The organism is Streptomyces sp. CA-179760 (assembly GCF_050937045.1).
In the GTDB taxonomy this organism is placed as follows: domain Bacteria; phylum Actinomycetota; class Actinomycetes; order Streptomycetales; family Streptomycetaceae; genus Streptomyces.
Genome location: NZ_JBNJLZ010000001.1, coordinates 6,637,395 through 6,660,361 on the forward strand (window position 1 = coordinate 6,637,395; position 22,967 = coordinate 6,660,361).

The 22,967-nt window shown below is 70.2% G+C and carries 20 protein-coding genes; 11 read left to right on the top strand and 9 right to left on the bottom strand.

Annotated elements, in window-relative coordinates; genetic code table 11:
• Positions 1-84 precede the first annotated feature (84 nt).
• From ACQEV8_RS30385 to mce, 3 genes are all read right to left on the bottom strand, one after another.
• The gene (locus tag ACQEV8_RS30385) at positions 85-1,020 is read right to left on the bottom strand and encodes a cellulose-binding protein (protein WP_189723252.1); all 936 of its coding nucleotides are present in this window, start codon (positions 1,018-1,020) and stop codon (positions 85-87) included.
• 209 nt (positions 1,021-1,229) lie between these two features.
• On the bottom strand, positions 1,230-5,144 hold the full coding sequence (scy, locus tag ACQEV8_RS30390; protein WP_432966572.1) for a polarized growth protein Scy: 3,915 nt from the start codon (positions 5,142-5,144) through the stop codon (positions 1,230-1,232).
• 210 nt (positions 5,145-5,354) lie between these two features.
• Entirely contained in the window at positions 5,355-5,795 is a 441-nt protein-coding gene (mce, locus tag ACQEV8_RS30395; protein ID WP_432966574.1) for a methylmalonyl-CoA epimerase, read from the bottom strand.
• A 148-nt stretch (positions 5,796-5,943) separates the two neighbouring features.
• Here mce and ACQEV8_RS30400 point away from each other — a divergent pair, with 148 nt between their 5' ends.
• Positions 5,944-7,143: an acetyl-CoA C-acetyltransferase gene (locus tag ACQEV8_RS30400; protein WP_432966576.1), complete on the top strand. Its 1,200-nt coding sequence runs from the start codon at positions 5,944-5,946 to the stop codon at positions 7,141-7,143.
• Between the two features lie 58 nt (positions 7,144-7,201).
• Positions 7,202-8,158, top strand: a complete 957-nt coding sequence (gene meaB, locus ACQEV8_RS30405) for a methylmalonyl Co-A mutase-associated GTPase MeaB (protein WP_432973108.1) — start codon at positions 7,202-7,204, stop codon at positions 8,156-8,158.
• 366 nt (positions 8,159-8,524) lie between these two features.
• Here the strand turns inward: meaB and ACQEV8_RS30410 are convergent, their stop codons facing one another.
• Positions 8,525-9,190 carry a PepSY domain-containing protein gene (locus ACQEV8_RS30410; RefSeq protein ID WP_432966578.1) on the bottom strand — a complete coding sequence of 222 codons (666 nt, stop codon included), beginning with the start codon at positions 9,188-9,190 and terminating at the stop codon, positions 8,525-8,527.
• Between the two features lie 116 nt (positions 9,191-9,306).
• Here ACQEV8_RS30410 and ACQEV8_RS30415 point away from each other — a divergent pair, with 116 nt between their 5' ends.
• Positions 9,307-9,975, top strand: a complete 669-nt coding sequence (locus ACQEV8_RS30415) for a response regulator transcription factor (RefSeq protein WP_432966580.1) — start codon at positions 9,307-9,309, stop codon at positions 9,973-9,975.
• Complete coding sequence (locus ACQEV8_RS30420) at positions 9,972-11,375, top strand: sensor histidine kinase (protein ID WP_432966582.1); 1,404 nt, start codon at positions 9,972-9,974, stop codon at positions 11,373-11,375. Before ACQEV8_RS30415 ends, ACQEV8_RS30420 begins: the two co-directional genes overlap by 4 nt.
• Positions 11,376-11,412: 37 nt before the next feature.
• Here the strand turns inward: ACQEV8_RS30420 and ACQEV8_RS30425 are convergent, their stop codons facing one another.
• The 4 genes from ACQEV8_RS30425 to ACQEV8_RS30440 form a co-directional block, all read right to left on the bottom strand.
• Positions 11,413-11,889 carry a MarR family winged helix-turn-helix transcriptional regulator gene (locus ACQEV8_RS30425; protein ID WP_432966584.1) on the bottom strand — a complete coding sequence of 159 codons (477 nt, stop codon included), beginning with the start codon at positions 11,887-11,889 and terminating at the stop codon, positions 11,413-11,415.
• Between the two features lie 116 nt (positions 11,890-12,005).
• The gene (locus tag ACQEV8_RS30430; RefSeq protein ID WP_432966586.1) at positions 12,006-12,806 is read right to left on the bottom strand and encodes an AIM24 family protein; all 801 of its coding nucleotides are present in this window, start codon (positions 12,804-12,806) and stop codon (positions 12,006-12,008) included.
• Positions 12,803-13,453, bottom strand: a complete 651-nt coding sequence (locus tag ACQEV8_RS30435) for an AIM24 family protein (RefSeq protein WP_432966588.1) — start codon at positions 13,451-13,453, stop codon at positions 12,803-12,805. The genes ACQEV8_RS30430 and ACQEV8_RS30435 overlap by 4 nt, the downstream gene beginning before the upstream one ends.
• 1 nt (position 13,454) lies before the next feature.
• The gene (locus ACQEV8_RS30440) at positions 13,455-14,087 is read right to left on the bottom strand and encodes an AIM24 family protein (protein ID WP_432973110.1); all 633 of its coding nucleotides are present in this window, start codon (positions 14,085-14,087) and stop codon (positions 13,455-13,457) included.
• 241 nt (positions 14,088-14,328) lie between these two features.
• On the opposite strand from ACQEV8_RS30440, the gene ACQEV8_RS30445 reads away from it, so the two are divergent.
• The 4 genes from ACQEV8_RS30445 (at position 14,329) to ACQEV8_RS30460 (ending at position 18,957) form a co-directional block, all read left to right on the top strand.
• Positions 14,329-14,673: a DUF3817 domain-containing protein gene (locus ACQEV8_RS30445; RefSeq protein ID WP_432966590.1), complete on the top strand. Its 345-nt coding sequence runs from the start codon at positions 14,329-14,331 to the stop codon at positions 14,671-14,673.
• Entirely contained in the window at positions 14,670-14,963 is a 294-nt protein-coding gene (locus ACQEV8_RS30450) for an MTH1187 family thiamine-binding protein (protein ID WP_189723263.1), read from the top strand. Before ACQEV8_RS30445 ends, ACQEV8_RS30450 begins: the two co-directional genes overlap by 4 nt.
• Positions 14,964-15,171: 208 nt before the next feature.
• A complete protein-coding gene (locus ACQEV8_RS30455; RefSeq protein ID WP_432973113.1) occupies positions 15,172-16,998 on the top strand; it encodes a glycosyltransferase family 2 protein in 1,827 nt (608 codons plus the stop codon).
• 3 nt (positions 16,999-17,001) lie between these two features.
• Positions 17,002-18,957: a galactose oxidase-like domain-containing protein gene (locus ACQEV8_RS30460; protein ID WP_432966593.1), complete on the top strand. Its 1,956-nt coding sequence runs from the start codon at positions 17,002-17,004 to the stop codon at positions 18,955-18,957.
• A 42-nt stretch (positions 18,958-18,999) separates the two neighbouring features.
• Here the strand turns inward: ACQEV8_RS30460 and ACQEV8_RS30465 are convergent, their stop codons facing one another.
• A complete protein-coding gene (locus tag ACQEV8_RS30465; RefSeq protein ID WP_432966595.1) occupies positions 19,000-20,001 on the bottom strand; it encodes a glycoside hydrolase family 6 protein in 1,002 nt (333 codons plus the stop codon).
• A 184-nt stretch (positions 20,002-20,185) separates the two neighbouring features.
• Between ACQEV8_RS30465 and ACQEV8_RS30470 the strand changes: the two genes are divergently transcribed.
• From ACQEV8_RS30470 to ACQEV8_RS30480, 3 genes are all read left to right on the top strand, one after another.
• Positions 20,186-20,695 (top strand): MarR family winged helix-turn-helix transcriptional regulator, encoded by a 510-nt coding sequence (locus tag ACQEV8_RS30470; protein ID WP_432966597.1) that lies wholly within the window; start codon positions 20,186-20,188, stop codon positions 20,693-20,695.
• Positions 20,696-20,738: 43 nt separating this feature from the next.
• Positions 20,739-21,077 carry a DUF3817 domain-containing protein gene (locus ACQEV8_RS30475; protein WP_432966599.1) on the top strand — a complete coding sequence of 113 codons (339 nt, stop codon included), beginning with the start codon at positions 20,739-20,741 and terminating at the stop codon, positions 21,075-21,077.
• A gap of 84 nt (positions 21,078-21,161) precedes the next feature.
• Positions 21,162-22,862 carry an acyl-CoA mutase large subunit family protein gene (locus ACQEV8_RS30480; protein ID WP_432966601.1) on the top strand — a complete coding sequence of 567 codons (1,701 nt, stop codon included), beginning with the start codon at positions 21,162-21,164 and terminating at the stop codon, positions 22,860-22,862.
• Positions 22,863-22,967 lie beyond the last annotated feature (105 nt).

Below are 22,967 nucleotides of genomic sequence, written 5' to 3' on the forward strand. Positions count from 1 at the left end.
CCGCCACGCTAGAGCGTGACAAAGCCCTCTGCCACCCGAGCGGCAGAGGGCTTTGCGGAGATTCAGGCTCCGGATGCCCGCGTGTTACCGGGACTGCTGGGCCGGGACCCCACGGGAGATCGGCTCGTCCTCGGCCGGCGTACCGGCTGCGGCCACCGCGGCGCCCGTGAGCGTCGCGAGCATCTCGCGGACGTTCGTCAGCTGGGCGTTGATGCTGTCGCGGCGGTTGGTGAGGGCGGCCAGCTCGCGCTCGGATTCCGAACGGATGCGGTCGGCCTTGGCGTTGGCGTCGGCCACGATGTCCTCGGCCTGGCGCTGGGCCGTCTCCACCGTCTGGCGGGCGCGGCGCTCGGCGTCCGTGCGCAGCTTCTCCGCCTCCAGGCGCAGCTGCTCGGCGCGGTGCTCGATCTCGGCGAGACGCTTCTCGGCCTTGGCCTGACGGGACGCCAGGTCGCGCTCGGACTGCTCGCGGCGCTTGGCGAGGTTCGTCTCGAAGTCCGCGGCGGCCTGCGCGGCCTTGGCACGGGTCTCCTCGAAGAGGGCGTCCGCCTCCTCGCGCTTGGACTGCGCGTCCTTCTGCGCCTCGGAACGCAGCTGCGAGGCGTCACTCTTGGCCTTCTCGACGATCCGCAGGCCCTCGTCCTCGGCCTTGGCCTTGCGCTCCGACGAGTACGCCTCGGCGTCGTTGCGCACCTGCTGGGCCGCCGACTCGGCGAGCTCACGGTGCTGCTCGGCCGCGCGCCGGGCCTCCTCGCGCAGGTCCTTCGCCTCCTCCTCGGCGAGGCGGAGAATCTTCTCCACGCGCGCACCGAGACCCGCGTACGACGGCTCGGCGTCGGTGACCTGGGCCTGGGCGTTCTGCGTCTCGAGGTGGAGCTCTTCGATGCGCTTTTCCAGAGCGGTGATGCGGGCGAGAGCGCTGTCACGGTCGGAGACGAGCTTGGAGATACGTTCGTCCACCTGAGCGCGGTCGTATCCACGCCGCACAAGCTCGAAGCCGTAGGGGGAAGTGTCGCTCATGGGGTTCCTGTCGAATGAGACCGGTGAGGTGATAGGTGGAATCCTAGGGGCCGAAACGGTGTGTCATCGAGCGGATGCGCGTTTGATACGGAAAATGAGACCCCTTTTGGGTGGCTGAGCGGCAGAGGGCTTGCCAAAACTTGGTCAAAGCGCCCGGATGGCCCCGGAATCGGGCTCCCGTCCAGGGTGGCACGGGCCGCCCGAAGGCCCTAGCTCTCCGAGGACTTGCCACCCGAACGGGGTGCGCCGACCGTCGCGCCCGCCTTGACTCCGTTGTCCTTGCCCCCGGCCGGGGCCTCGAAGGACTCCAGCGCCTCCAGGACGTCCTGGACACGAGAGATCTCGGCGTTGATGTCCTCGCGGCGGCGGACCAGGACCTCCAGCTCGCGCTTGCCCTCCTCGACCGTGCGCTTGGCCTCGCGGATCGCCTCGGCCTTGAGCTCCTCGGCCTCCCGGACCAGCGTGGACTTCTTCTGCTCGGCCTCCTTGAGCAGCCCCTCGGCCTTCTTCACCGCGGCGATACGGACCTTGCCCGCCTCGGAGTTGGCCTCCGAGACGATCTCCTTCGACTTCGCCTGCGCCTTCGCGAGCTGCTCCTCGGCGGCCTTGACGAGCGCGTCGCAGCGGTCGCCCGCCGACTTCATCGTCTCGGCCGACTCCCGGCGGGCCCGCTCGTGCAGCTCCTCGATCTCACCCGTGATGCGGTCGCGCAGCTCCTCGGCGCGCTCCCTGATCTGCGTGGCGTCCCGACGCGCGCCGACCAGCAGCTCGTCCGCGTCCGTACGGGCCTTCTCCACCAGCGAGTTGCCCTCGACCGTCGCCTCGGACACCAGCCGGTCGGCCTCCGTGCGGGCCGCGCCCACCATCGTGTCGGCCTGCGACTCGGCCTCCGCGGTGGTCTTGTGCGCCTGCTGCTGCGCCTCGCTCAGCAGCTTGTCGGCCTCGGCCGTGGTCTCCGTGATGAGCTTGTCGACCTGCTCGGCCGCCTCGGAGCGCCGCTTGTTGGCGTCCTTGCGGGCCTCGTCCAGGGTGCGGTCGGCCTCCTCGCGCGCGGTGGCGACGAGCCGCTCCGCCTCCGCCTCCGCGTCGGCCTTGACCCGGCCGGCCTCGCTGCGGACCCGCTCGGCGTGCTGCTGCGCCGAGCCGACCGTCTCGGCGGCCTCGGCCCGCAGCCGCTCCGCCTCGCCGGTGGCCTCCCCGACCAGCTGGTCGGCCTTGGCGACCGAATCGGCCCGGACCCGCTCGGCCTCGTTCAGCGCTTCGGTGCGGACCCGCTCGGCCTCGGCGACCGTCTCCATCCGCAGCCGGTCCGTCTCCGTGACCGTCTCGGTGGTGAGCCGCTCCGCCTCGCCCCGCGCCTCCGTGATGAGGGTGTCCGCCTGCGTCGCCGCGTCCGACCGGATGCGGTTGGCGTCCTCACGGGCGTCCGCCCGGGTGCGCGAGGCGTTCTGCTCGGCCTCGGCGATGGCGTCCGACGCCTCCGTGCGCACCCGCTGGGCGTGCTCGGAGACCTCCGTACGGATGCGCTCCGCCTCGGCGATCGCCTCGGACATCGTGCGCTCGGCGAGGGCCTTGGCGGCCTCGGTCTCCTCGTGCGCCTCACGCCGCAGCCGGCCGGCGTCCTCGCTCGCCCGCTCCCGCTCCGCGTAGGCGTCGGTACGGACCCGGTCCGCCTCCTCCTGGGCCTCGCGACGCGTCCGGTCCGCGACGTGCTCGGCGGCACTGCGCAGCCCGGCGATCTCGTCCTGGGCCTGCTCGTGCAGCCCCGCGACGGAGTCCCGCACCTGCTGGGCGTGCTGCTCGGCGGCCGACACCATCTCGGTGGCCCGCCGGTCGGCCTCCTCGACCAGCCGTACGGCCTCGGCCTGCGCCTCCTCCACGCGCTTGCGCGCCGAGGCCAGCAGCTCCTCGCTCTGCTCGCGGGCCCGCTCGCGCTCCTGGTCGGCCTCCTGCCGGGCGCTGCCGAGGAGCTCCTCGGCCTCACGGCGCCGGCGATTGGCCTCCTCCTGGGCGGCGGCCAGCGTCTCGGACGCCTCCGTGCCGATCCGCTCGGCGGCGGCCTGGGCCTCCGCGCGCATCCGGTCGGCGCTCTCCTGCGCCTCCGACTTCAGCCGCTCGGCCTCGTTCGAAGCCTCCGAGCGCAGGCGTACGGCGACGGCCTCGCCCTCGGCACGCGAGGCGGACGCGTCGGAAGCGGCCTCGTCGCGCAGCCGTTCGGCCTCGGTCTCGGCCTGCTGCTGGAGCGTACGGACCCGCTCCGCGGCCTCGGTGCGCAGCCGCTCGTTCTCCTCGGCGGCCTCGCGGCGGATCCGGTCGGCCTCCTCACGGGCGTCCGACAGCGCCTGCTCGGCGGCCGTCAGCCGCTCCTCGGCCTCCCCCTGGAGCCGCGTCAGCTCCTCGGCGGCCTCCGCGCGGCGGGCCTCTATGGCGCGCTCGGTCTCCTCGTGCAGCTCCACCGCGGCGCGCTCGGCGTCCGCCTTGAGGCCCTCGGCCTGCTCGACGACCTCCTCGCGGTGCCGCTCGGCCTCCTGCCGGGTGCGCTGGAGGGTCTCCTCGGCCTGCCGGCGCAGGGTCGTCGCCCGCTCGATGGCCTCGGTGCGGACCTTCTCGCTGTCCCCCTGGGCGTTCGTGCGGAGCTCGTCCGCGTCCGCCTTGGCCTTGGCGAGCAGCTCCTCGGCGGACCTCGCCGCCTCCTCGATCTGCGCCACGGCCTCCTTGCGGGCCTCGGCGCGGATCTTCTCGCCCTCTTCGACGGCGTCCGCCCTCAGCTGCTCGGCGTCGCCGCGCAGCCGGCGGGCCTCCTCCTGCAGCTCGACCGTCTTGGCGCGGTACTCCTTGGTGTCGTCCTTCGCCGTGCCCTTGAGCTCCTCGGCGATGTCGTGCGCCTCGGCGCGCAGCCGGTCCGCCTCGGCCTCGGCCTCGGAGCGGATCCGCTCGGCCTCCTCGGCCGCGGCCTTGGTGGTCTTCTTGGCGTCCTCGGACGCCTTGTTGAGGACCTCCTCGGCGGTCCTGGCCGCCTTGGACAGCTGGGTAGCGGTCTCCTCGGCGGTGGACGTACGGGCGTTCTCGGAGGCCTCCGCGACGATCTTCTCGGCCTCGGCGCGGGCGTCGGCGACGAGCTGCTCGGCCTCGGACTTGGTGTTCTCGGCCTCCTTCGTGGCCTCCTCGACCAGCCGGGCGACCTGCTCCTTGGCGGTGCGCGTACGCGTCTCGTTCGCGGACTCGGCGCTCGACAGGGCCTTGGCGGCGGCCTCCTTGGCCTCCGTGACCAGCTTCTCCGACTCGGTCTGCGCCTTGCGCAGCGCCTCCTCGGCCTCGGCCATCCGCTGCTCGGCGGCCTTGCTCAGCTCCGTGGCCTCGCGGCGCGCGGACTCCGACTCGGTGGCGGTGGACGTCCGCAGCTGCTCGGCGTGGTCGGTGGCCTCCTGGGCCTGCGAGGAGGCGGCGTTCAGCAGCCGCTCGGCGTCCGTGCGGGCACGCCGCAGGATCTGCTCGGCCTCGGCCCGGGCCTCCTCGGCCGAGTTCGTCAGCCGCTGCCGGGCCTCCGTCGCCAGCCGCTCCGCTTCCGCGCGGGCCGTGGCCAAGGCCTGCTCGGCCTCGGCCCGGGACTCCTCCAGCAGGCGCCGGGCCTGCTGCTCGGTGCGGGCCCGAAGCTGCTCGGCCCAGGCCACGTTCTCGTTGACGTGCGACTCGACCGTCTGGCGGCGTTCGGCCAGCTCCTGGTCGAGCTGCTGGCGGCGGGTCACCGCCTCCTGGTGCAGCTCCGACTGGAGCCGGGCCGCCTGCTCGGCGTGCTCCTGGAGGATCCGCTGGGTCTGCGCCCGGGCCTCGCTCAGCTCGCGGTCGGCGTCCGTCCGGATCTGGTCGGCCTGCATCTGAGCGTTGCGCAGCAACTGCTCGGCCTGCCAGCCGATGTCGCCCCCCTCGAAGGAGGGCCGGGACATGATGGTGCGCCGTGCCTCGTGCAGCTTGGCACGCAGCACCTCGACCTGGTAGCCGAGGTCCTCGGCGTGCTGGATCGCCTTTTCCCGCTCGGTCTTCAGCCGCTTCATCTCGGCTTCGAACCGAGAGAGGTGGTCGACGTCAGCCGCCGGCTCTCGCTCCTGGCTCTCGTAGCCCCGCACTGCGCGGTCCCATCCGTCCCCTGGTCGCAACTCTCTCCAAACGAGCTCCGTCCAACCGCCGAACGGGGCCCCCGGGGAATGGTGTCAGATCATCGGCGGAGCATGGGCTGCTGCCCCGACGCTCGTCCCCCGAAACCCGGACCCCGGAATGCGGTCGCCGCAGATTGAGCGGTGACCGCACCCAACCCTACCGGCCCTTATGTACGAGGGTCAGTGCTCAGGTGACTCAACAGGCGCCGAAGTGACCAGTTCTGTCAGTACGCCATGACAGTCCTTGGGGTGCAGGAAGGTGATCCGTGACCCCATGGAACCGAGTCGCGGCTCTTCGTACAGCACGCGTACGCCCTTTTCGCGGATCCCGGCCGCCTCGCCGTCCACATCCGCCGTACCGAAAGCGATGTGGTGGACGCCCTCGCCGTTCTTGTCGAGCCACTTCGCGACGGTGGAGTCCGGGCGGGTGGGTTCGAGAAGCTGCAGGTACGAGGCGCCGCCGTCGGACGTATCGTTGATCTTGAGCATGGCCTCGCGCACGCCCTGCTCCTCGTTGATCTCGGAGTGGAACACCTCGAAGCCGTAGGTGGCACGGTAGAACTCGACGGTCTTGTCGAGGTCGAAACAGGCGATTCCGATGTGGTCGATTCGCGTCAGCATGGATTCAGTGCAGCGCCCCGGAGGTGGTTACGCAACGTGCGCGCGATCACACCGACAGCCCGATGACGGCACGGAGTGCCACTCAGTACATTCGAAGTAAACCCTCGTTCACTCCTCGGCTGTGCAGCCGGTAAGGGGATCGCAGCTCATGTCTTCTGCAACGACCAGCTCGGTGATCATCGCGGGCGCCCGTACGCCCATGGGGCGGTTGCTCGGATCGCTCAAGTCCTTCTCCGGAGCCGACCTCGGCGGCTTCGCGATCAAGGCCGCCCTCGACCGTGCGGGGATCGGCGGCGACCAGGTGCAGTACGTGATCATGGGGCAGGTGCTCCAGGCCGGCGCGGGGCAGATCCCGGCGCGCCAGGCCGCGGTCAAGGCCGGCATCCCGATGAACGTGCCCGCCCTGACGATCAACAAGGTGTGTCTGTCGGGCCTGGACGCGATCGCGCTCGCCGACCAGCTGATCCGCGCGGGTGAGTTCGACGTGGTCGTCGCCGGCGGTCAGGAGTCCATGACCAACGCCCCGCATCTGCTGCCCAAGTCCCGAGAGGGCTTCAAGTACGGCGCCGTCGAGATGATCGACGCCATGGCGTACGACGGGCTCACCGACTCCTTCGAGAACGTCGCCATGGGCGAGTCGACGGAGAAGCACAACACCCGGCTTGGCATCGGCCGGGCGGAGCAGGACGAGATCGCCGCCCAGTCGCACCAGCGTGCCGCCGCCGCGCAGAAGAACGGCCTGTTCGACGCCGAGATCACGCCCGTCGAGATCCCGCAGCGCAAGGGTGACCCGGTGCTGTTCAGCAAGGACGAGGGGATCCGCGGTGACACGACGGCGGAATCGCTCGGGAAGCTGCGTCCGGCGTTCGCCAAGGACGGCACGATCACGGCGGGTTCCGCCTCGCAGATCTCCGACGGTGCCGCGGCCGTCGTGGTGATGAGCAAGGCCAAGGCGCAGGAGCTGGGCCTGGAGTGGATCGCCGAGATCGGCGCCCACGGGAACGTGGCCGGGCCGGACAACTCGCTGCAGTCCCAGCCGTCCAACGCGATCCTGCACGCGCTGAAGAAGGAGGGGCTGGGCGTCGAGGATCTCGATCTCGTCGAGATCAACGAGGCGTTCGCGGCGGTGGCCGTGCAGTCAATGAAGGATCTCGGGGTGTCCACCGAAAAGGTGAATGTCAACGGCGGCGCGATCGCCCTGGGGCACCCGATCGGGATGTCCGGTGCGCGTCTCGTGCTGCACCTCGCGCTGGAGCTGAAGCGGCGGGGCGGTGGCGTGGGTGCGGCGGCGCTGTGCGGTGGTGGTGGTCAGGGTGATGCGCTGATCGTGCGGGTACCGAAGGGCTGAGCGGCGGGTTTCGGCACTTCGCCCTCGCCTTCGCCTTCCTGACATGAACGGAGCTGTGATGCAGGACGTCTCCACGCTGGTCGCCCAGGCCAGGGAGGGCCGGCCGCGGGCCGTGGCCCGGTTGATCTCCCTGGTGGAGGGGGCGTCCCCGCAGCTGCGGGAGGTCATGGCGGCGCTGGCGCCGCTGACGGGCGGGGCGTACGTGGTGGGGCTGACCGGGTCGCCCGGGGTCGGCAAGTCCACGTCCACGTCGGCGCTGGTGGCGGCCTATCGCAAGCAGGGGAAGCGGGTCGGCGTGCTCGCCGTCGACCCGTCGTCCCCGTTCTCGGGCGGGGCGCTGCTCGGGGACCGGGTGCGGATGTCGGACCACGCGTCCGACCCGGGTGTGTACATCCGTTCGATGGCGACGCGGGGGCATCTGGGTGGGCTCGCGTGGGCCGCGCCCCAGGCGATCCGGGTGCTGGACGCGGCGGGCTGTGACGTGATCCTCGTCGAGACGGTGGGGGTCGGGCAGTCCGAGGTGGAGATCGCCTCGCAGGCGGACACGTCCGTGGTGCTGCTGGCCCCGGGGATGGGGGACGGGATCCAGGCGGCCAAGGCCGGGATCCTGGAGATCGGTGACGTGTACGTCGTGAACAAGGCCGATCGGGACGGGGCCGATGCGACGGCCCGCGAGCTGAACCACATGCTGGGGCTCGGGGAGTCCCGGGGGCCGGGTGACTGGCGACCGCCGATCGTGAAGACGGTCGCCGCGCGCGGGGAGGGCATGGACGAGGTCGTCGAGGCGCTGGAGAAGCACCGGGCCTGGATGGAGGAGCGGGGGGTGCTGGCGGAGCGGCGGGCCGCGCGGGCTGCCCGTGAGGTCGAGACGATCGCGGTGACGGCGCTGCGGGAGCGGATCGGGGATCTGCACGGCGACCGGCGGCTGGGGGCGCTGGCCGAGCGGATCGTGGCCGGGGAGCTGGATCCTTATCGGGCGGCTGATGAGCTGGTGGCGGGGTTGACGGAGGGCTGAGCGGGATGCCTGCGGGGGGCTTCGGTGGGGGTGCGCGTAGCGCCTGTGCCGTGGTGGTGGGTCGGGGCCGCGTCGGGGGGTGTCCGTCCTCGGAACGTCGCGATGGGGTTGGGCGCCGACTGACTGTTCGTTGACGCGACAACCGCTGCGGGCGGCCCCCCCGACACGTCCCCTGCTCGCCGTACGCGGCTGCGGGCCGCCCCCGCTGCGGGCAATCGTGCCGCTGAGGGCGGCACGGGTGGGCGGTGCGGGAGGCACCCCGATCCGCCGGGCTGCGGACCTGCCCGGCGGACCGGCGGACGCGCCGAGCACGGGGACGCCCCGGCGTCAGCGGACGCCGGGGCGGTCGGAATGTGGCAGGAGCGGTCAGTCCTGGTCGTCGACGTCGTCCGCGTCGTCGTCCTGGGCGTCCGAGCGGTCCGCCGTGACCTTGCCCGTGGTCAGGTCGATCTTCCAGTCCTGCTCGGCGCCGCCGGACTTGTGGGTCTCGGCCTCCCAGGACTTGTTCTTGCCGTCCTCGTCGAGGTCGACGGACGTCACCGTGCCCTTGGCGGCGGCAGCCTTCGCGGCCTCCTCGGCCGTCACGGACGAACCCTTCAGCGCCGCCCGCACCTGCGCCGTGTCGTCCTCGTCGTCGGTCTGCGCACCGAGGACCTTGCCGTTGGACGGGTCGACGCTGACGCTGTGCCAGGCGTTGTCACCGGACAGGACGTCGACCTTCCAGATCACCTTGTCGCTGTCGTCCTCGTCGTCCAGCTCGGCGGAGACGACCGTGCCGGGCGTGTGCTTCAGCGCGGAGGCGATCGCCTCGGGCGCCGTCACGTCGCCGGAAGCCGTCTGCGCGGCGTCGTCGTCCCGGCCGTCGTCGTCGCGGTCGTCCTGGTCGCCCCGGGCGTCGTCGTCCGACAGCCGCGTGTTCGCCGCCTGCTGCGCCGAGCCCCCGCCGTCTCCCGTGGTCGCGAGGGCCGTGGCCGTACCGCCTCCGATCAGAGCGGCGGCGGTCACAGCGGCGATCACGATGTTGCGCTTCATGGGGGTTCCTCCCGAGTCGGTTTGTTTTCGACGTGTTCCAAGGTGGCTGACCGAGGCTGAGAGGAACCTGAAGCCCCCTGAAGGGATCTTCAGCTTGGTTTTGCGACTCTTTACCCATGCGCTTGTTGATCGTGGAGGACGAGAAGCGGCTGGCCCTGTCGCTCGCCAGGGGCCTGACGGCCGAGGGGTACGCCGTGGACGTCGTCCACGACGGACGGGAGGGGCTGCACCAGGCCTCGGAGGGGACGTACGACCTGGTGATCCTCGACATCATGCTGCCCGGCCTCAACGGCTACCGGGTCTGCGCCGCCCTGCGCGCCGCCGGGCACGAGGTGCCGATCCTGATGCTGACCGCCAAGGACGGCGAGTACGACGAGGCCGAGGGGCTCGACACCGGTGCGGACGATTATCTGACCAAGCCCTTCTCCTACGTCGTGCTCGTCGCCCGGATCAAGGCCCTGCTGCGGCGGCGCGGGGTGGGGGCCGGGGCCTCGCCCGTGCATGTGCACGGGGATCTGAAGGTGGACACGGCTGCTCGGCGGGTGTTCCTGGGGGAGGACGAAGTCTCCCTGACCACCAAGGAGTTCTCCGTGCTGGAGCACCTCGTGCTGCGGGCCGGGGAGGTCGTCTCCAAGTCCGAGATCCTCGAACACGTGTGGGACTTCGCGTACGAGGGTGACCCCAACATCGTCGAGGTGTACATCAGCACGCTGCGGCGGAAGCTGCGGGCGGAGCTGATCCGGACCGTGCGTGGGGCCGGGTACCGGCTGGAGAAGTCGCCATGAGGCGGCTGTTCGGGTCCGTCCGGGCGCAGGCCACGCTGGGCGCCACGCTCGTGGTCGCGGTGGCGCTCGTCGCGGCCGGGGCCGCCGTGCTGCTGTCGCTGCGGTCCAATCTGATCGGCGAGGCCGGGACGCAGGCCGAGCAGTCCGCCCGGGCCGTCGCCTCCGAGCTCGCCGCCGGGACGCCGTACGACAAGCTGTCCGGGCTGGACGGTGACGACGGGCCGGTGCAGGTCCTCGACGAGCGCAAGCGGCTGGTCGCGGCCAGTGAGGATCTCCAGGAGATCAGCGGCACCGACTCCGACCAGGTGAAGCCGCAGCCGCCGGCCGCGCCACGCGCGGACGATGACGACGACCACGAGGAGGCCGCCCTCGAGCCCGGGGAGATCGCCGGGGAGAGCGTCTTCAGCAACGGGTCCGCGACGATCGACGGTGAGGCCGAGGACTACCGGTTCGCCGCCGTGGAGGTCGAGACCCAGGACCGGGGAACCCTCAAGGTCTACGCCGGTTCGCCCCTGGCCGCCGAGCACGGGGCCGTGCGGACCGCGCTGACGGTGATGCTGATCGGGTTCCCGCTGCTGCTCGGTGTCGTCGCGGGAGTGACCTGGCTGGTCACCCGAAGGGCGCTGCGGCCGGTCGAGGGCATCCGGAGCGAGATGGCCGCGATCACCCACTCCGAGGACCTCGCGCGGCGCGTTCCGGAGCCGGACACGCACGACGAGATCGCCCGGCTCGCCAGCACCACCAACGAGACGCTCGCGGCGCTGGAGACTTCCGTGGAGCGGCAGCGGCGCTTCGTCGCCGACGCGTCCCACGAGCTGCGCAGCCCGATCGCCTCGCTGCGCACGCAGTTGGAGGTGGCCGCCGCGCATCCCGAACTGCTGGACCTCGACGGGGCCGTGGAGGACACCGTACGGCTCCAGCGGCTCGCCGCCGACCTGCTGCTGCTCGCCCGGCTGGACGCGGGGGAGCGGCTGGGCGACGCGCGGGTCGACCTCGCCGCGATGGCCTGGGAGGAGGCCGAGGGACGGACGGGTGTGACGGTGGACGCGGAGCCGGTGGAAGTGGCCGGATCGCGGGGGCAGCTGGGGCGGGTGCTGGCCAATCTGCTCGACAACGCCCAGCGGCATGCCCGGTCGGCCGTCACCGTGAGCGTGCGGCGGGAGAGTGACCGGGCCGTGGTCGGCGTGGCGGACGACGGGGACGGGGTGCCCGAAACCGACCGGGAGCGGATCTTCGAACGGTTCGTACGCCTTGACGCCGCCCGCAGCCGGGACGACGGCGGGGCCGGGCTGGGGCTCGCCATCGCCCGGGACGTCGCCGTACGGCACGGCGGTACGCTCACGGCCGGACAGGGGCCCGCAGGCGGAGCCCTGTTCGAACTCCGCCTGCCGCTCGCCTAGGTTCTGTCGCCCGACCGGCGCGGGTGTGCCGTCAGGGTCAGGGGCGCCCGCGCTGTCCGCGCAGGTGCTCCGCGATGGGCTTGAGGCCCTTGTCGAGTTCCGTCAGGGACTCGGGGGACAGCAGATCGATGAAGTGCCTGCGTACGGACGCCACATGGTGCGGCGCGACCTTCTGCATCGTCGCCATGCCGTGGTCGGTGAGGACCGCGTAGAGCCCCCGGCGGTCGGACTCGCAGTTCTCCCGCCGGACCAGGTTCGCGTTCTCCATGCGCGTGATCTGGTGCGAGAGGCGGCTCTTGGACTGGAGGGTGGCGGAGGCGAGGTCGCTCATCCGCATCCGCTGGTCCTCCGACTCGGAGAGGTTCACCAGGATCTCGTAGTCGTTCATTGTCAGTCCGAACGGCTGCAGGTCCTTCTCGAGCTGGTACGTCAACAGCCTGTTGACCTCCAGGTGGGTGCGCCAAGCGCACTGCTCCGCATCGGTCAGCCAGCGCGTGGCCGTCTCGGTCTCCATGAATGAAGTCTACCTAAAATGTTGAAAGGCGAACTAGTGAGGGTTTTCGTGTGACGGCGCACGCCTGCCGAACATTGGTGCGCAGGCGTTCGATGTCACACTCCGCAGACTACCGCTCACAGCCCGAAGCGACGCTGGAGGTCCCCCAGCTGTCCGGGAAGACGCGGTGCGCCGGATTGACCGGGAGGGGGGCCGGATGCCCCGCCGCCGGGCACACCGGCCTGGTGCGGAACGGCCCCCGTGGCCTGCTCGGCCATCAGGGTCTCGGACGACTGGAGCAACACCGTGCCGACGCCGACGAACTCGAACTGGTGCTCCTCGCCCGAGGCCCCTCCGAGGCCCGTCAGCGCACGTAGACCGCCCATGACGCCGGTCATGTACCCGTGGTCGTAGTGGTGGCAGGGAGAGGGGCAGTCGGCCCAGCCGACCAGGGCCTGGGGGTCGACCCGGATCGGGGGTTCCATGAACACCACCGGGCCGTTCGACGCGGCCACGAACTTTCCGGTTCCGATGAGGGTCAGAAAACCCGGCACGATTGATTGCTTCAGTGTCAGAGTTGGCTGAAAAGCGAGGAGGTTGCCCGAGCGAATGGTCAGGTTGCCGTCCTCGAGGTCGAACGAATTCACGTCGAAGGCCCGGTCGGCGAGGAGCATCTTGCCCGAGCCCTCGGCCACGACCCAGTCGCTCGCGTGCAGAGGCGAATGGAACGATGTACGGACCAGACGGTCCAGCCGGCCGTGCCCGACGCCGTTGAAGTCGATCGAGCCGTAGTAGGCGATCATCTTCCCCTTCTGCAGGAACCACTGGCTCCCCTTCAGTTCCACGCAGAAGGTGTACGCGTTGACGTTGTCGTCGGGCGGCAGCGACGCCGGGTCGAAGACCGCGGGGCCGGCGCCCGGAGTTCCGTAGGTGCTCACAGCTTCTCCTCCGACGCCTGGACGTACACCGCACCGCTGCCGCTGAGCTCCAGCTGGAACGCCTCGCCCGAGCCGCGGCCCACCATGTCCCGCCAGCCCAGGGCGGTGGACAGCTTGTTGCGGACGTCGCCGTGGTGGGCGACGTAGGCCTGCGGGTCCACGTGCACCGGCCGCTGGGGCGTGATGGGGATCTCGATCACCCCGCCGTGGGCCATGACCGCGACGGCCCCGTGCCCCTTCAGCGTGGTCGTGAACAGACCCTGGCCGCTGACCTGGCCGCGGACCATGCCCATGACGCCGCCCTGCGAGCCGAGGAACATCGTGCCCTGCTGGAGCGAGCCCTCGAAGGCCAGGAGGCGGTCCGCCTCGACGTACAGCGTGTCGCCGGCGAGCCGGATCACCTGGATGTGATGCCCGCCGTGCCCGAACAGGACGGTGCCGCTGCCCTCCACGGTCATCAGGGGTGTGTCCTCGTCGGCGACCCGGCGGCCGATCATCGACATGATCCCGCCCTGGCCGCCCGCCGTGCTGGGCGTGAAGGACACCTCGCCCTGGTACGCGAGCATCGCGCCGCGCTGGCTGAACAGCCGCTGGCCGGGCGTCACCGTCGCCTCGACCATCTTCGCGTTGATCTCCCGGAAGGCCATGTCACACGTCTCCCGCGATCGTGTTCCGCTCGCTCGGCTGCACGTACACCAGGCCGTCCCCCTCGAACCGCATCTGGAAGGCCTCGCCGCCGCCCTCCCCGAGCAGCGTGCGGAACGTCACACCGGACTGGAAGGACTGCCGGAGATTGCCCTGGTGCGCCACATACGCCCCCGGGTCGACGGTCAGCGGATACTGCGGGCTCACCCGCAGCACCACCGCCGGCCCGTCCGACATGATCGCCGCCTGGCCGTGGCCCTCGACGGACGTCGTGAACAGCCCGTTTCCCTGCGAGGCGCCGCGCAGGCCGGTGAACTCCGTCCCTGTGCGCAGCCCGCCGTCGGTCGCGAGCAGGTTGCTCGACTCGACGTAGAGCTTGTCCCCCTGGAGACCGACCAGATTGATCTCGGAGGCGCGGTCCGCGAACCAGCAGGTGCCGCGCCCCTTCACCTCCATCAACGTCATCTGCTCACCGGTCAGCCGCCGGGTCACCATCCCCCGGATGCCCTCGCCGCCGCCGCTGAGCTTCTTGAAGGCCATCTCGCCGTCGTACGCGACCATCGAGCCGTTCTTCGCCTTCACGGCATCTCCGGTCATGTCGACGGCGAGCACCCTGTTGCTCTGAAGTCGGAACATCGCCACGTACGGGAAGGTATCCGCAGGCCGGGTCCTGTGGACAGGGCCCGTGGGTGGAGAAAGTCCCTGATCGCACCCTTAGGGGGCGCGGAGCCGGACCCAGGGCCGAGGGCGCTTCGGCTGTTTGCCACAATGGGCGGGACGCTTGTGCGTGCGTTCACAAGACCCCTTTCGCCGTCCGAGCCGTCCAGACCGTCCAGCCCGTTTCAGACCGCCGCGTCTCTCCCACCGAAGGTGACCCGTGGACCTCAAGACAGCCACCGCCCTCCGCCGCCTCCGCCTGGTCTCGGCACCCGAGGCGATCTCCTTCCTCCTCCTGCTGGTCTGCTCGGTGCTGAAGCGGACCACGGAGTTCAACGCCGTGCCGGTGATGGGCATGGTGCACGGTGTTCTGTTCATCCTGTACGTGATCTTCTGGGCCGACGCGTGGAACCGGACGAAGTGGCCGGTGAAGACCGGCGCGCTGTACTTCGTCCTCTCGGTGCTGCCCACCGGCGGCTTCTTCGCCGACCGCAAGCTGCGGCGTGAGGCCGAGGACGCGGTCATCGCGTCCCGTGCGCGCCAGGAAGGGGCTGTGGGCGCGTGATCGTCGCCTTTTCCGTGACGCCGCTGGGGGTCGGTGAGGACGTGGGGGAGTACGTCGCCGACGCCGTGCGGGTGGTCCGTGAGTCGGGGTTGCCCCACCGCACCGATGCGATGTTCACGTCCGTCGAGGGGGAGTGGGACGAGGTCATGGACGTCGTCCGGCGAGCGGTGGCCGCGGTCGAGCGGCGGGCGCCCCGGGTGTCCCTCGTCCTCAAGGCGGACATCCGGCCCGGGGTGACGGACGGTCTGACCTCCAAGGTCGAGACGGTGGAGCGGCATCTCGCCGAATAGGCGCATCCGAGAACAGAAGAGACGACGGGAACCCTGGTCCGACACGGGCCGGGGTTCTTTCGTGTCACTGCCCCGGGCATATGCGTAACTCCGCCCACCTGGACACCCACCTGGACGCCCTCAGTTCGACACCGCCCCAAAGGTCAACTTTTGTATGAGTATCGGGGTATCGGTGCTCCGGTCAGGCCTCAATCACCTGGAGGGCGCTGTGCGGCCGGAGGGCTACGACTACGACTCCTACAGCCGACTCGCCGGACCGCTCACGGAGCCGTCCGGTGAGGAGTACCGGGTGCAGTACGCCTCGCTCCTCGCCCGTGAGCCCCGCCGAATACGAGCCGTCCTCCTGATGTGCCTGGCACCGCTGCTCACCGGTGCCCTGCTGGTCTACCTCGTCTGGCCCACCCACTGGGTGGAACGTGAGGGCGCCCAGCGCTGGCTCATCGGACTCGACGTCACCATGCTGCTGGCGATCGGCCTCATCGAGCTCTTCATGCTCGTCAACGTCGCCTCCGTCGCCCACGCCACGATGGTCGCCTGCGACCCCGTCCCCGTGGTCCCCGAGCCCGGCACCCGCGTCGCCTTCCTCACCACTTACGTCCCCGGCAAGGAACCCCTCGCCATGGTCCGCGCGACCCTGGAAGGAGCCACCCGCATCCACCACACCGGCCCCTTCGACGTCTGGCTCCTCGACGAGGGCGACGACGCCGAGGTCAGGGCCATGTGCGCGGAACTCGGCGTACGGCACTTCACCCGCCACGGCATCCCCGAGTGGAACCGCGACACGGGCGTCCACAAGGCCCGCACCAAGCACGGCAACTACAACGCCTGGATCGCCATGCACGGCGACGCGTACGACTTCTTCGCGTCCGTCGACACCGACCACGTCCCGATGCCCAACTACCTGGAACGGACGATGGGCTACTTCAGGGACCCCGACGTGGCCTTCGTCGTCGGCCCCCAGGTGTACGGGAACTACCACAACCCCGTCACCAAGGCCGCCGAGTCCCAGCAGTTCCTCTTCCACGCCCTCATCCAGCGCGCGGGCAACCACTATCGCGCCCCCATGTTCGTCGGCACGAACAACGTCGTACGGATCTCCGTCCTCAAGCAGATCGGCGGGCTGTACGACTCCATCACCGAGGACATGGCCACCGGCTTCGAGATCCACCAGCACCGCAACCCGGACACGAACCGCTTCTGGCAGTCCGTCTACACCCCGGACGTGCTCGCCGTCGGCGAGGGCCCCGCCTCCTGGACCGACTTCTTCACCCAGCAGATGCGCTGGTCGCGCGGCACCTACGAGACCCTCATCACCCAGTACTGGAAGGCGCCCCTCAGCATGCCGCCGGGCCGTCTCCTGTCCTACACGCTCATGCTCGTGTACTACCCGATGACGGCCGTCAACTGGTTCCTCGGCATCTTCAGCTGCTTCCTCTTCCTCTGGTTCGGCGCCTCCGGCACGGAGGTCGCCGTGTCGGTCTGGATGATGCTCTACAGCGACGCCGCCGCCTGCCAGATCGGGCTGTACCTGTGGAACCGCAGGCACAACGTCTCACCGCACGAACCGGAGGGCTCGGGCGGCCTGGCGGGCATGGGGATGTCGGCCCTGTCCGCGCCGATCTACCTCAAGTCCCTCAGCGAGGCGGTCATGCGCCGCCCCAGCCGGTTCGTCGTCACGCCCAAGGGTGACGACGCCAGCCCCGACCAGCTGGCAACCTTCCGCATCCACCTTTTCTGGGCGGCCCTGCTGGCCACGTCCCTGGCCGCTTCGGTGGCCCTGGACCACACGCATGCCGCCATGCGCACCTGGGCCCTGCTCGGCATGGCCATCTCCCTGGCACCGGCCGCGGTGTGGGCCGCCACGGCCTGGAGGGACCACCGGGAGCGGCAACGGCAGCTCGCCCACGCCGAGGCGCCCCCGCACCCGCACCCGCGCGCGCCCGAAGCCGACGAACCCGCCCCCACTCCCGCCCCGGCCCTCGCCACCGCGTCCCCCGCGGCCCCGGTCTCCGGCACCCCGACAGGAGGCAGCTAGGCCATGGCCTACCAGCTCTCGCAGAAGACCAAGAAGACCGTCCTGGGCATCGGCGGCATCGCGGTCCTGGCGGGCCTCAACGCCCCGGCCGCGCTGGACTTCGTCTCCACCCAGTACCACGAGTACAAGATCGCCCAGCCGGAGTACATGGCGAAGTACGGCTCCTGGACCCAGCTCGACATCCCGGAGGAGTTCCGCACCAACGCCATCCACGCGGCCCTGCTCCACACGGGCAAGGTGCTGATCGTGGCCGGATCGGGCAACGAGCAGCGCAAGTTCGACGCGGGCGAGTTCGACACCATCCTGTGGGACCCGGAGAAGAACACCTACAAGAAGATCCCCACCCCTGAGGACTTCTTCTGCGCCGGCCACGCCCAGCTCCCCGACGGCCGCCTGCTGGTGGCCGGCGGCACCGCCCGCTACGAACGACTGGGCGCCGAGGTGACCCGGGCCGGCGGCGGCATGCGCGTGAAGAACGAGAATCCCGACAAGGCGGTGTTCCTGAAGAAGGGCACCCGCTTCCGCTCACCGGCCGGCTTCGAGTACGTCACCAAGTTCGACGTCACCGTCCCGAAGGCCAAGCGCACCCAGAAGGTCACGTACAACAGCCGCGGTGTGATGCAGCCCTGGAAGACCAAGGTCACCGCCAGCGAGGCCCGCGTCTGGGTGGACGCCGTGGACAAGGGCACCCTGTCGGCCACCCGGAAGCAGGCGCAGTACGCCATCGTCGGCCTGACGGGCAAGGCCGGCGACAACGCGTACGGCCTGTCGGAGAAGATCACCCTCGACAAGCAGGACTTCCAGGGCATCCGCGGCGCCTACGAGTTCGACCCGAAGGCGGAGAAGTACATCCCCGTCGAGCCGATGGACAAGGCCCGCTGGTACCCGACGCTCGTCGGCCTCGACGACGGCCGGGTCCTGGCGGTGTCCGGCCTGGACGACGTCGGCATGATCGACCCGGGTGACAACGAGATCTACGACCCGGAGACCAAGAAGTGGACGCCGGGGCCGAAGCGGTACTTCCCGACGTACCCCGCCCTGTTCCTCACCAAGGGCGGCAAGCTGTTCTACCCGGCCTCCAACGCGGGTTACGGGCCCGCCGACCAGGGCCGGGTGCCGGGTCTGTGGGACCTGGAGAAGAACACGTTCCGCGAGGTGCCGGGGCTGACGGACCTCGACCAGACGGAGACCTCTGCCTCCCTGCTGCTGCCCCCGGCACAGGACCAGAAGGTGATGATCCTGGGCGGAGGCGGCGTCGGCGAGTCGAAGAAGTCCACCCCGCGCACGGCCGTCGTGGACCTGAACAAGGACAACCCGGCGTTCCAGGACGGCCCCGACCTGCCGCAGGGCACGCGTTACCTGAACAGCGTGATCATGCCGGACGACACGGTGTTCACCTCCAACGGTTCCAGGGACTATCGCGGCCGCAGCGCCAGCAACATCCTCAAGGCGCAGTTCTACGACCCGAAGAGCAACGCCTTCCGGGAGGCCGCCGCGCCGAGGGTGGGCCGCAACTACCACTCCGAGGCGCTGCTGCTGCCCGACGGCAGGATCGCCACCTTCGGCTCCGACCCGCTCTTCGACAACCAGCAGAACACCAAGCTGGGCCACTTCGAGCAGCGCATGGAGGTCTTCACCCCGCCCGCGCTGCACAAGAACCCCCGGAACCGCCCCGTACTGAAGGGCGGTTCGGAGAAGCTGAACAAGGACCACAGCATCACGTTCCGTACGGACCACCCGGAACGCGTGGCCGAGGCGCGGCTGATGCGGCCCAGCGCGGTCACGCACACGACCGACGTCGAGCAGCGTTCCATCGAGCTGGACATCACCAGGAAGGGCGGCGCGGTGACGTTCGAGGTGCCCCGCGACCCGGCCCTGGTCCCGCCCGGCTGGTACATGCTGTTCGTGACGGACGGCGAGGGCACGCCCTCGCGGGCCAAGTGGATCCACGTGAAGTGAGCGGGGGCTAGGGGGGCTGGGGGCTAGGGGGAGGGGGCCGGCTCAGTCCTTTGCGTTGCGCGCCAGCTCCAAGGCGTACTCCGGCCACCAGCGTCCGGCGTCCGGGCCGCCCTCGCAGTCTCCGTCCGACTCGCCGGGCCGCTTGATCCACAGGTAGGCGTCCAGGGTCCGTTCGCCGGTCTGGGTCGTGGGCGGGGTGCCGAGGGCCCGGCCCGGAGGGTTGCACCAGACGCCGGGCAGCGGCCCGTTGCCGTTGCGGCTGGTGTCGATGACGAAGTGCTTGCCGCCGAGGGCCTCGGCGAGCCGGACACCGTACTCCGTGGTCTCGTCGTCGGTCTGGAAGTTGGAGACGTTGAGCGCGAAGCCGTCGGCCTGTTCGATCCCCACCCGCCGCAGCGGCTCCACCAGCTTGTCCGGCTCCCGGATCCAGTCCGCGTTGCCCGCGTCCAGATACACCTTGGTGTTCGGCTGCTGTTTCAGCCGGGTGATCGCCTCGCTGAGCAGCTGCTCGCGCTCGGCGTGGTACTCGCCGGGCGTGCAGCCGTCCACCATGTGCGCGACCGCGTCGGGTTCCAGGACGACCAGGGCCTCCGCCTCGCCGAGGGCGTCGGCGAACTGCCCGATCCACTCCCGGTAGGCGTCCGCGTCCTGCGACCCGCCCGCCGAGTGCTGGCCGCAGTCCCGGTGCGGGATGTTGTACGCGACGAAGACCGCGGTCTTCCCCTCCTCGCTCGCGGCCGAGGCGGCCGCCCGCACCGTCGGTGCCGGATCGGTCTCGCCGGGCGGCCACAGCGCGGCCGGCCGGTCGGCGATCCGCCGGATCAGCTCGACGTCGTCATCCCGGTCCTGCTGCTCCCAGAGCCGAGCCTGCTGGGCCGCGGAGCTCTCGGGGTCGACCCAGAAGGGGGAGCCGGCCGCGTAGCCGGCCTTCGTGGTGTCGTCGCCGGTGTCGGACGCCGTGTCGGCGCGACCGTGAGCGGACGAGCAGCCCGCAGCGAGACCGAGCACCGCGAGTACCGCGAGGGCGTGGTTCAGCCGTCTCATGCCGCTCCCTGTGAGGAAGGTGACGTTCGGTGATGAATCGGATGACAATAGTTACATACTCGTATGAATCGCTATCTAAAGGACATGACCTTGCCCTGCCCCCGGATGGCGCAGTCGTCAGGCGGGCGGACCGAAGGGCGAGACGGGGGTGGCCACCATGTGACCGGCCGGTAAGGTCGAGTTCGTGCCGAAGCCGCTCAGTCTCTCCTTCGATCCGATCGCGCGCGCCGACGAACGCTGGAAGCAGCGCTGGGGAAACGTGCCGTCCATGGTCGCGATCACCTCGATCATGCGGGCCCAGCAGATCCTCCTCGCCGAGGTCGACGCGGTGGTCAAGCCGTACGGGTTGACGTTCGCGCGCTACGAGGCGCTGGTGCTGCTCACCTTCTCCAAATCCGGCGAGCTGCCGATGTCCAAGATCGGCGAGCGGCTCATGGTGCACCCCACGTCCGTGACGAACACCGTGGACCGGCTGGTGAAGTCGGGCCTCGTCGACAAGCGGCCCAACCCCAACGACGGGCGCGGCACCCTCGCCAGCATCACCGGGAAGGGCCGCGAGGTGGTCGAGGCGGCCACCCGCGACCTGATGGCGATGGACTTCGGGCTCGGGACGTACGACGCCGAGGAGTGCGGGGAGATCTTCGCGATGCTGCGGCCGCTGCGGATCGCGGCGGGGGACTTCGAGGAGGAGTGACCCGGGGCGAGATCCCCCGGAACGGGTCGTTACGCTCGACGGCATGAAAAAGAGCGTGCTGACCCGCTACCGCGTGATGGCCTATGTCACCGGCGTGCTGCTGGTCCTGCTGACCCTGGGCATGATCGGCAAGTATCTGCTCGACCTGAACGGCGCGGCCGACTTCACGCGCGTCGTCAGCATCGCGCACGGCTGGCTGTACGTCCTGTATCTGGTCTTCGCCTTCGACCTGGGCTCCAAGGCGAAGTGGCCGGTCGGCAAGCAGGTGTGGGTGCTGCTCGCCGGGACCGTCCCGACGGCCGCCTTCTTCGTGGAGCGCAAGATCAGCCACGAGCTGGAGTCCCGGATCGCCGAGGACTCTCCCGCGCCCGTCAAGGCGTAGCCGGCGCGATCTCACCGCCGTACGGACGAACGTACGGCGGTCTGCCATCGACATTTACTTGGACGTCCTAGTAAATTCGAAGGTATGGACGCTGACGCCATAGAGGAAGGCCGCCGTCGCTGGCAGGCCAGGTACGACGCCGCGCGCAAGCGCGAGGCCGACTTCACCACGCTCTCGGGCGACCCCGTGGAGCCGGTGTACGGGCCGCGGCCCGGGGACAGGTACGACGGTTTCGAGCGGATCGGGTGGCCCGGGGAGTACCCCTACACCCGCGGCCTGTACGCGACCGGCTACCGAGGGCGTACGTGGACCATCCGCCAGTTCGCCGGGTTCGGCAACGCCGAGCAGACCAACGAGCGCTACAAGATGATCCTCGGCAATGGCGGAGGCGGGCTCTCGGTCGCCTTCGACATGCCGACGCTCATGGGCCGCGACTCCGACGACCCGCGCTCCCTGGGCGAGGTCGGGCACTGCGGCGTCGCCATCGACTCGGCCGCCGACATGGAGATCCTGTTCAAGGGCATCCCGCTGGGCGACGTCACGACGTCGATGACCATCAGCGGCCCGGCCGTCCCCGTCTTCTGCATGTACCTGGTCGCCGCCGAACGCCAGGGCGTCGACCCGGCCGTCCTGAACGGCACGCTCCAGACGGACATCTTCAAGGAGTACATCGCCCAGAAGGAGTGGCTCTTCCAGCCCGAGCCCCATCTGCGGCTCATCGGCGACCTGATGGAGCACTGCGCGGCCGGAATCCCCGCGTACAAGCCGCTGTCCGTCTCCGGCTACCACATCCGCGAGGCCGGGGCGACGGCCGCGCAGGAGCTGGCGTACACGCTCGCGGACGGCTTCGGATACGTCGAACTGGGGCTGTCGCGCGGGCTCGACGTCGACGTCTTCGCCCCCGGCCTCTCCTTCTTCTTCGACGCGCACGTCGACTTCTTCGAGGAGATCGCCAAGTTCCGTGCGGCGCGCCGGATCTGGGCGCGGTGGATGCGGGACGTGTACGGCGCTGAGAGCGAGAAGGCGCAGTGGCTGCGCTTCCACACCCAGACGGCCGGGGTCTCCCTCACCGCTCAGCAGCCGTACAACAACGTCGTACGGACGGCCGTGGAGGCGCTGGCGGCGGTGCTCGGCGGGACCAACTCACTCCACACCAACGCCCTCGACGAGACGCTCGCGCTGCCGAGTGAGCAGGCCGCGGAGATCGCGCTGCGGACGCAGCAGGTGCTGATGGAGGAGACCGGGGTCGCCAACGTGGCTGATCCGCTGGGCGGTTCCTGGTACGTCGAGCAGCTCACCGACCGGATCGAGGCCGACGCGGAGAAGATCTTCGAGCAGATAAGGGAACGAGGGCTGCGGGCCCACCCCGACGGTCAGCACCCGATCGGGCCGATCACCTCCGGGATCCTGCGCGGGATCGAGGACGGGTGGTTCACCGGGGAGATCGCCGAGTCGGCGTTCCAGTACCAGCGGGCGTTGGAGAAAGGTGACAAGCGGGTCGTCGGGGTCAACGCCCACCACGGGTCCGTGACCGGGGATCTGGAGATCCTGCGGGTCAGTCATGAGGTGGAGCGGGAGCAGGTGCGGGTGCTCGGCGGGCGGAAGGCCGGGCGCGATGACGCCGCGGTGCGCAGCGCGCTCGACGGGATGCTGGCGGCTGCGCGGAGTGGCGCGAACATGATCGAGCCGATGCTGGACGCGGTTCGGGCCGAGGCGACGCTGGGGGAGATCTGTGGGGTGCTGCGGGACGAGTGGGGGGTGTATACGGAGCCGGCGGGGTTCTAGCTGTATTGCCCTGTCAGGACCGCTGGAGGCCATGAGAGGGTGGCGCTTCCCTCATGGCCTCTTCGCGCAGTGCGACGAGATTTAGTCAATCTCTTGAGCTGCCGA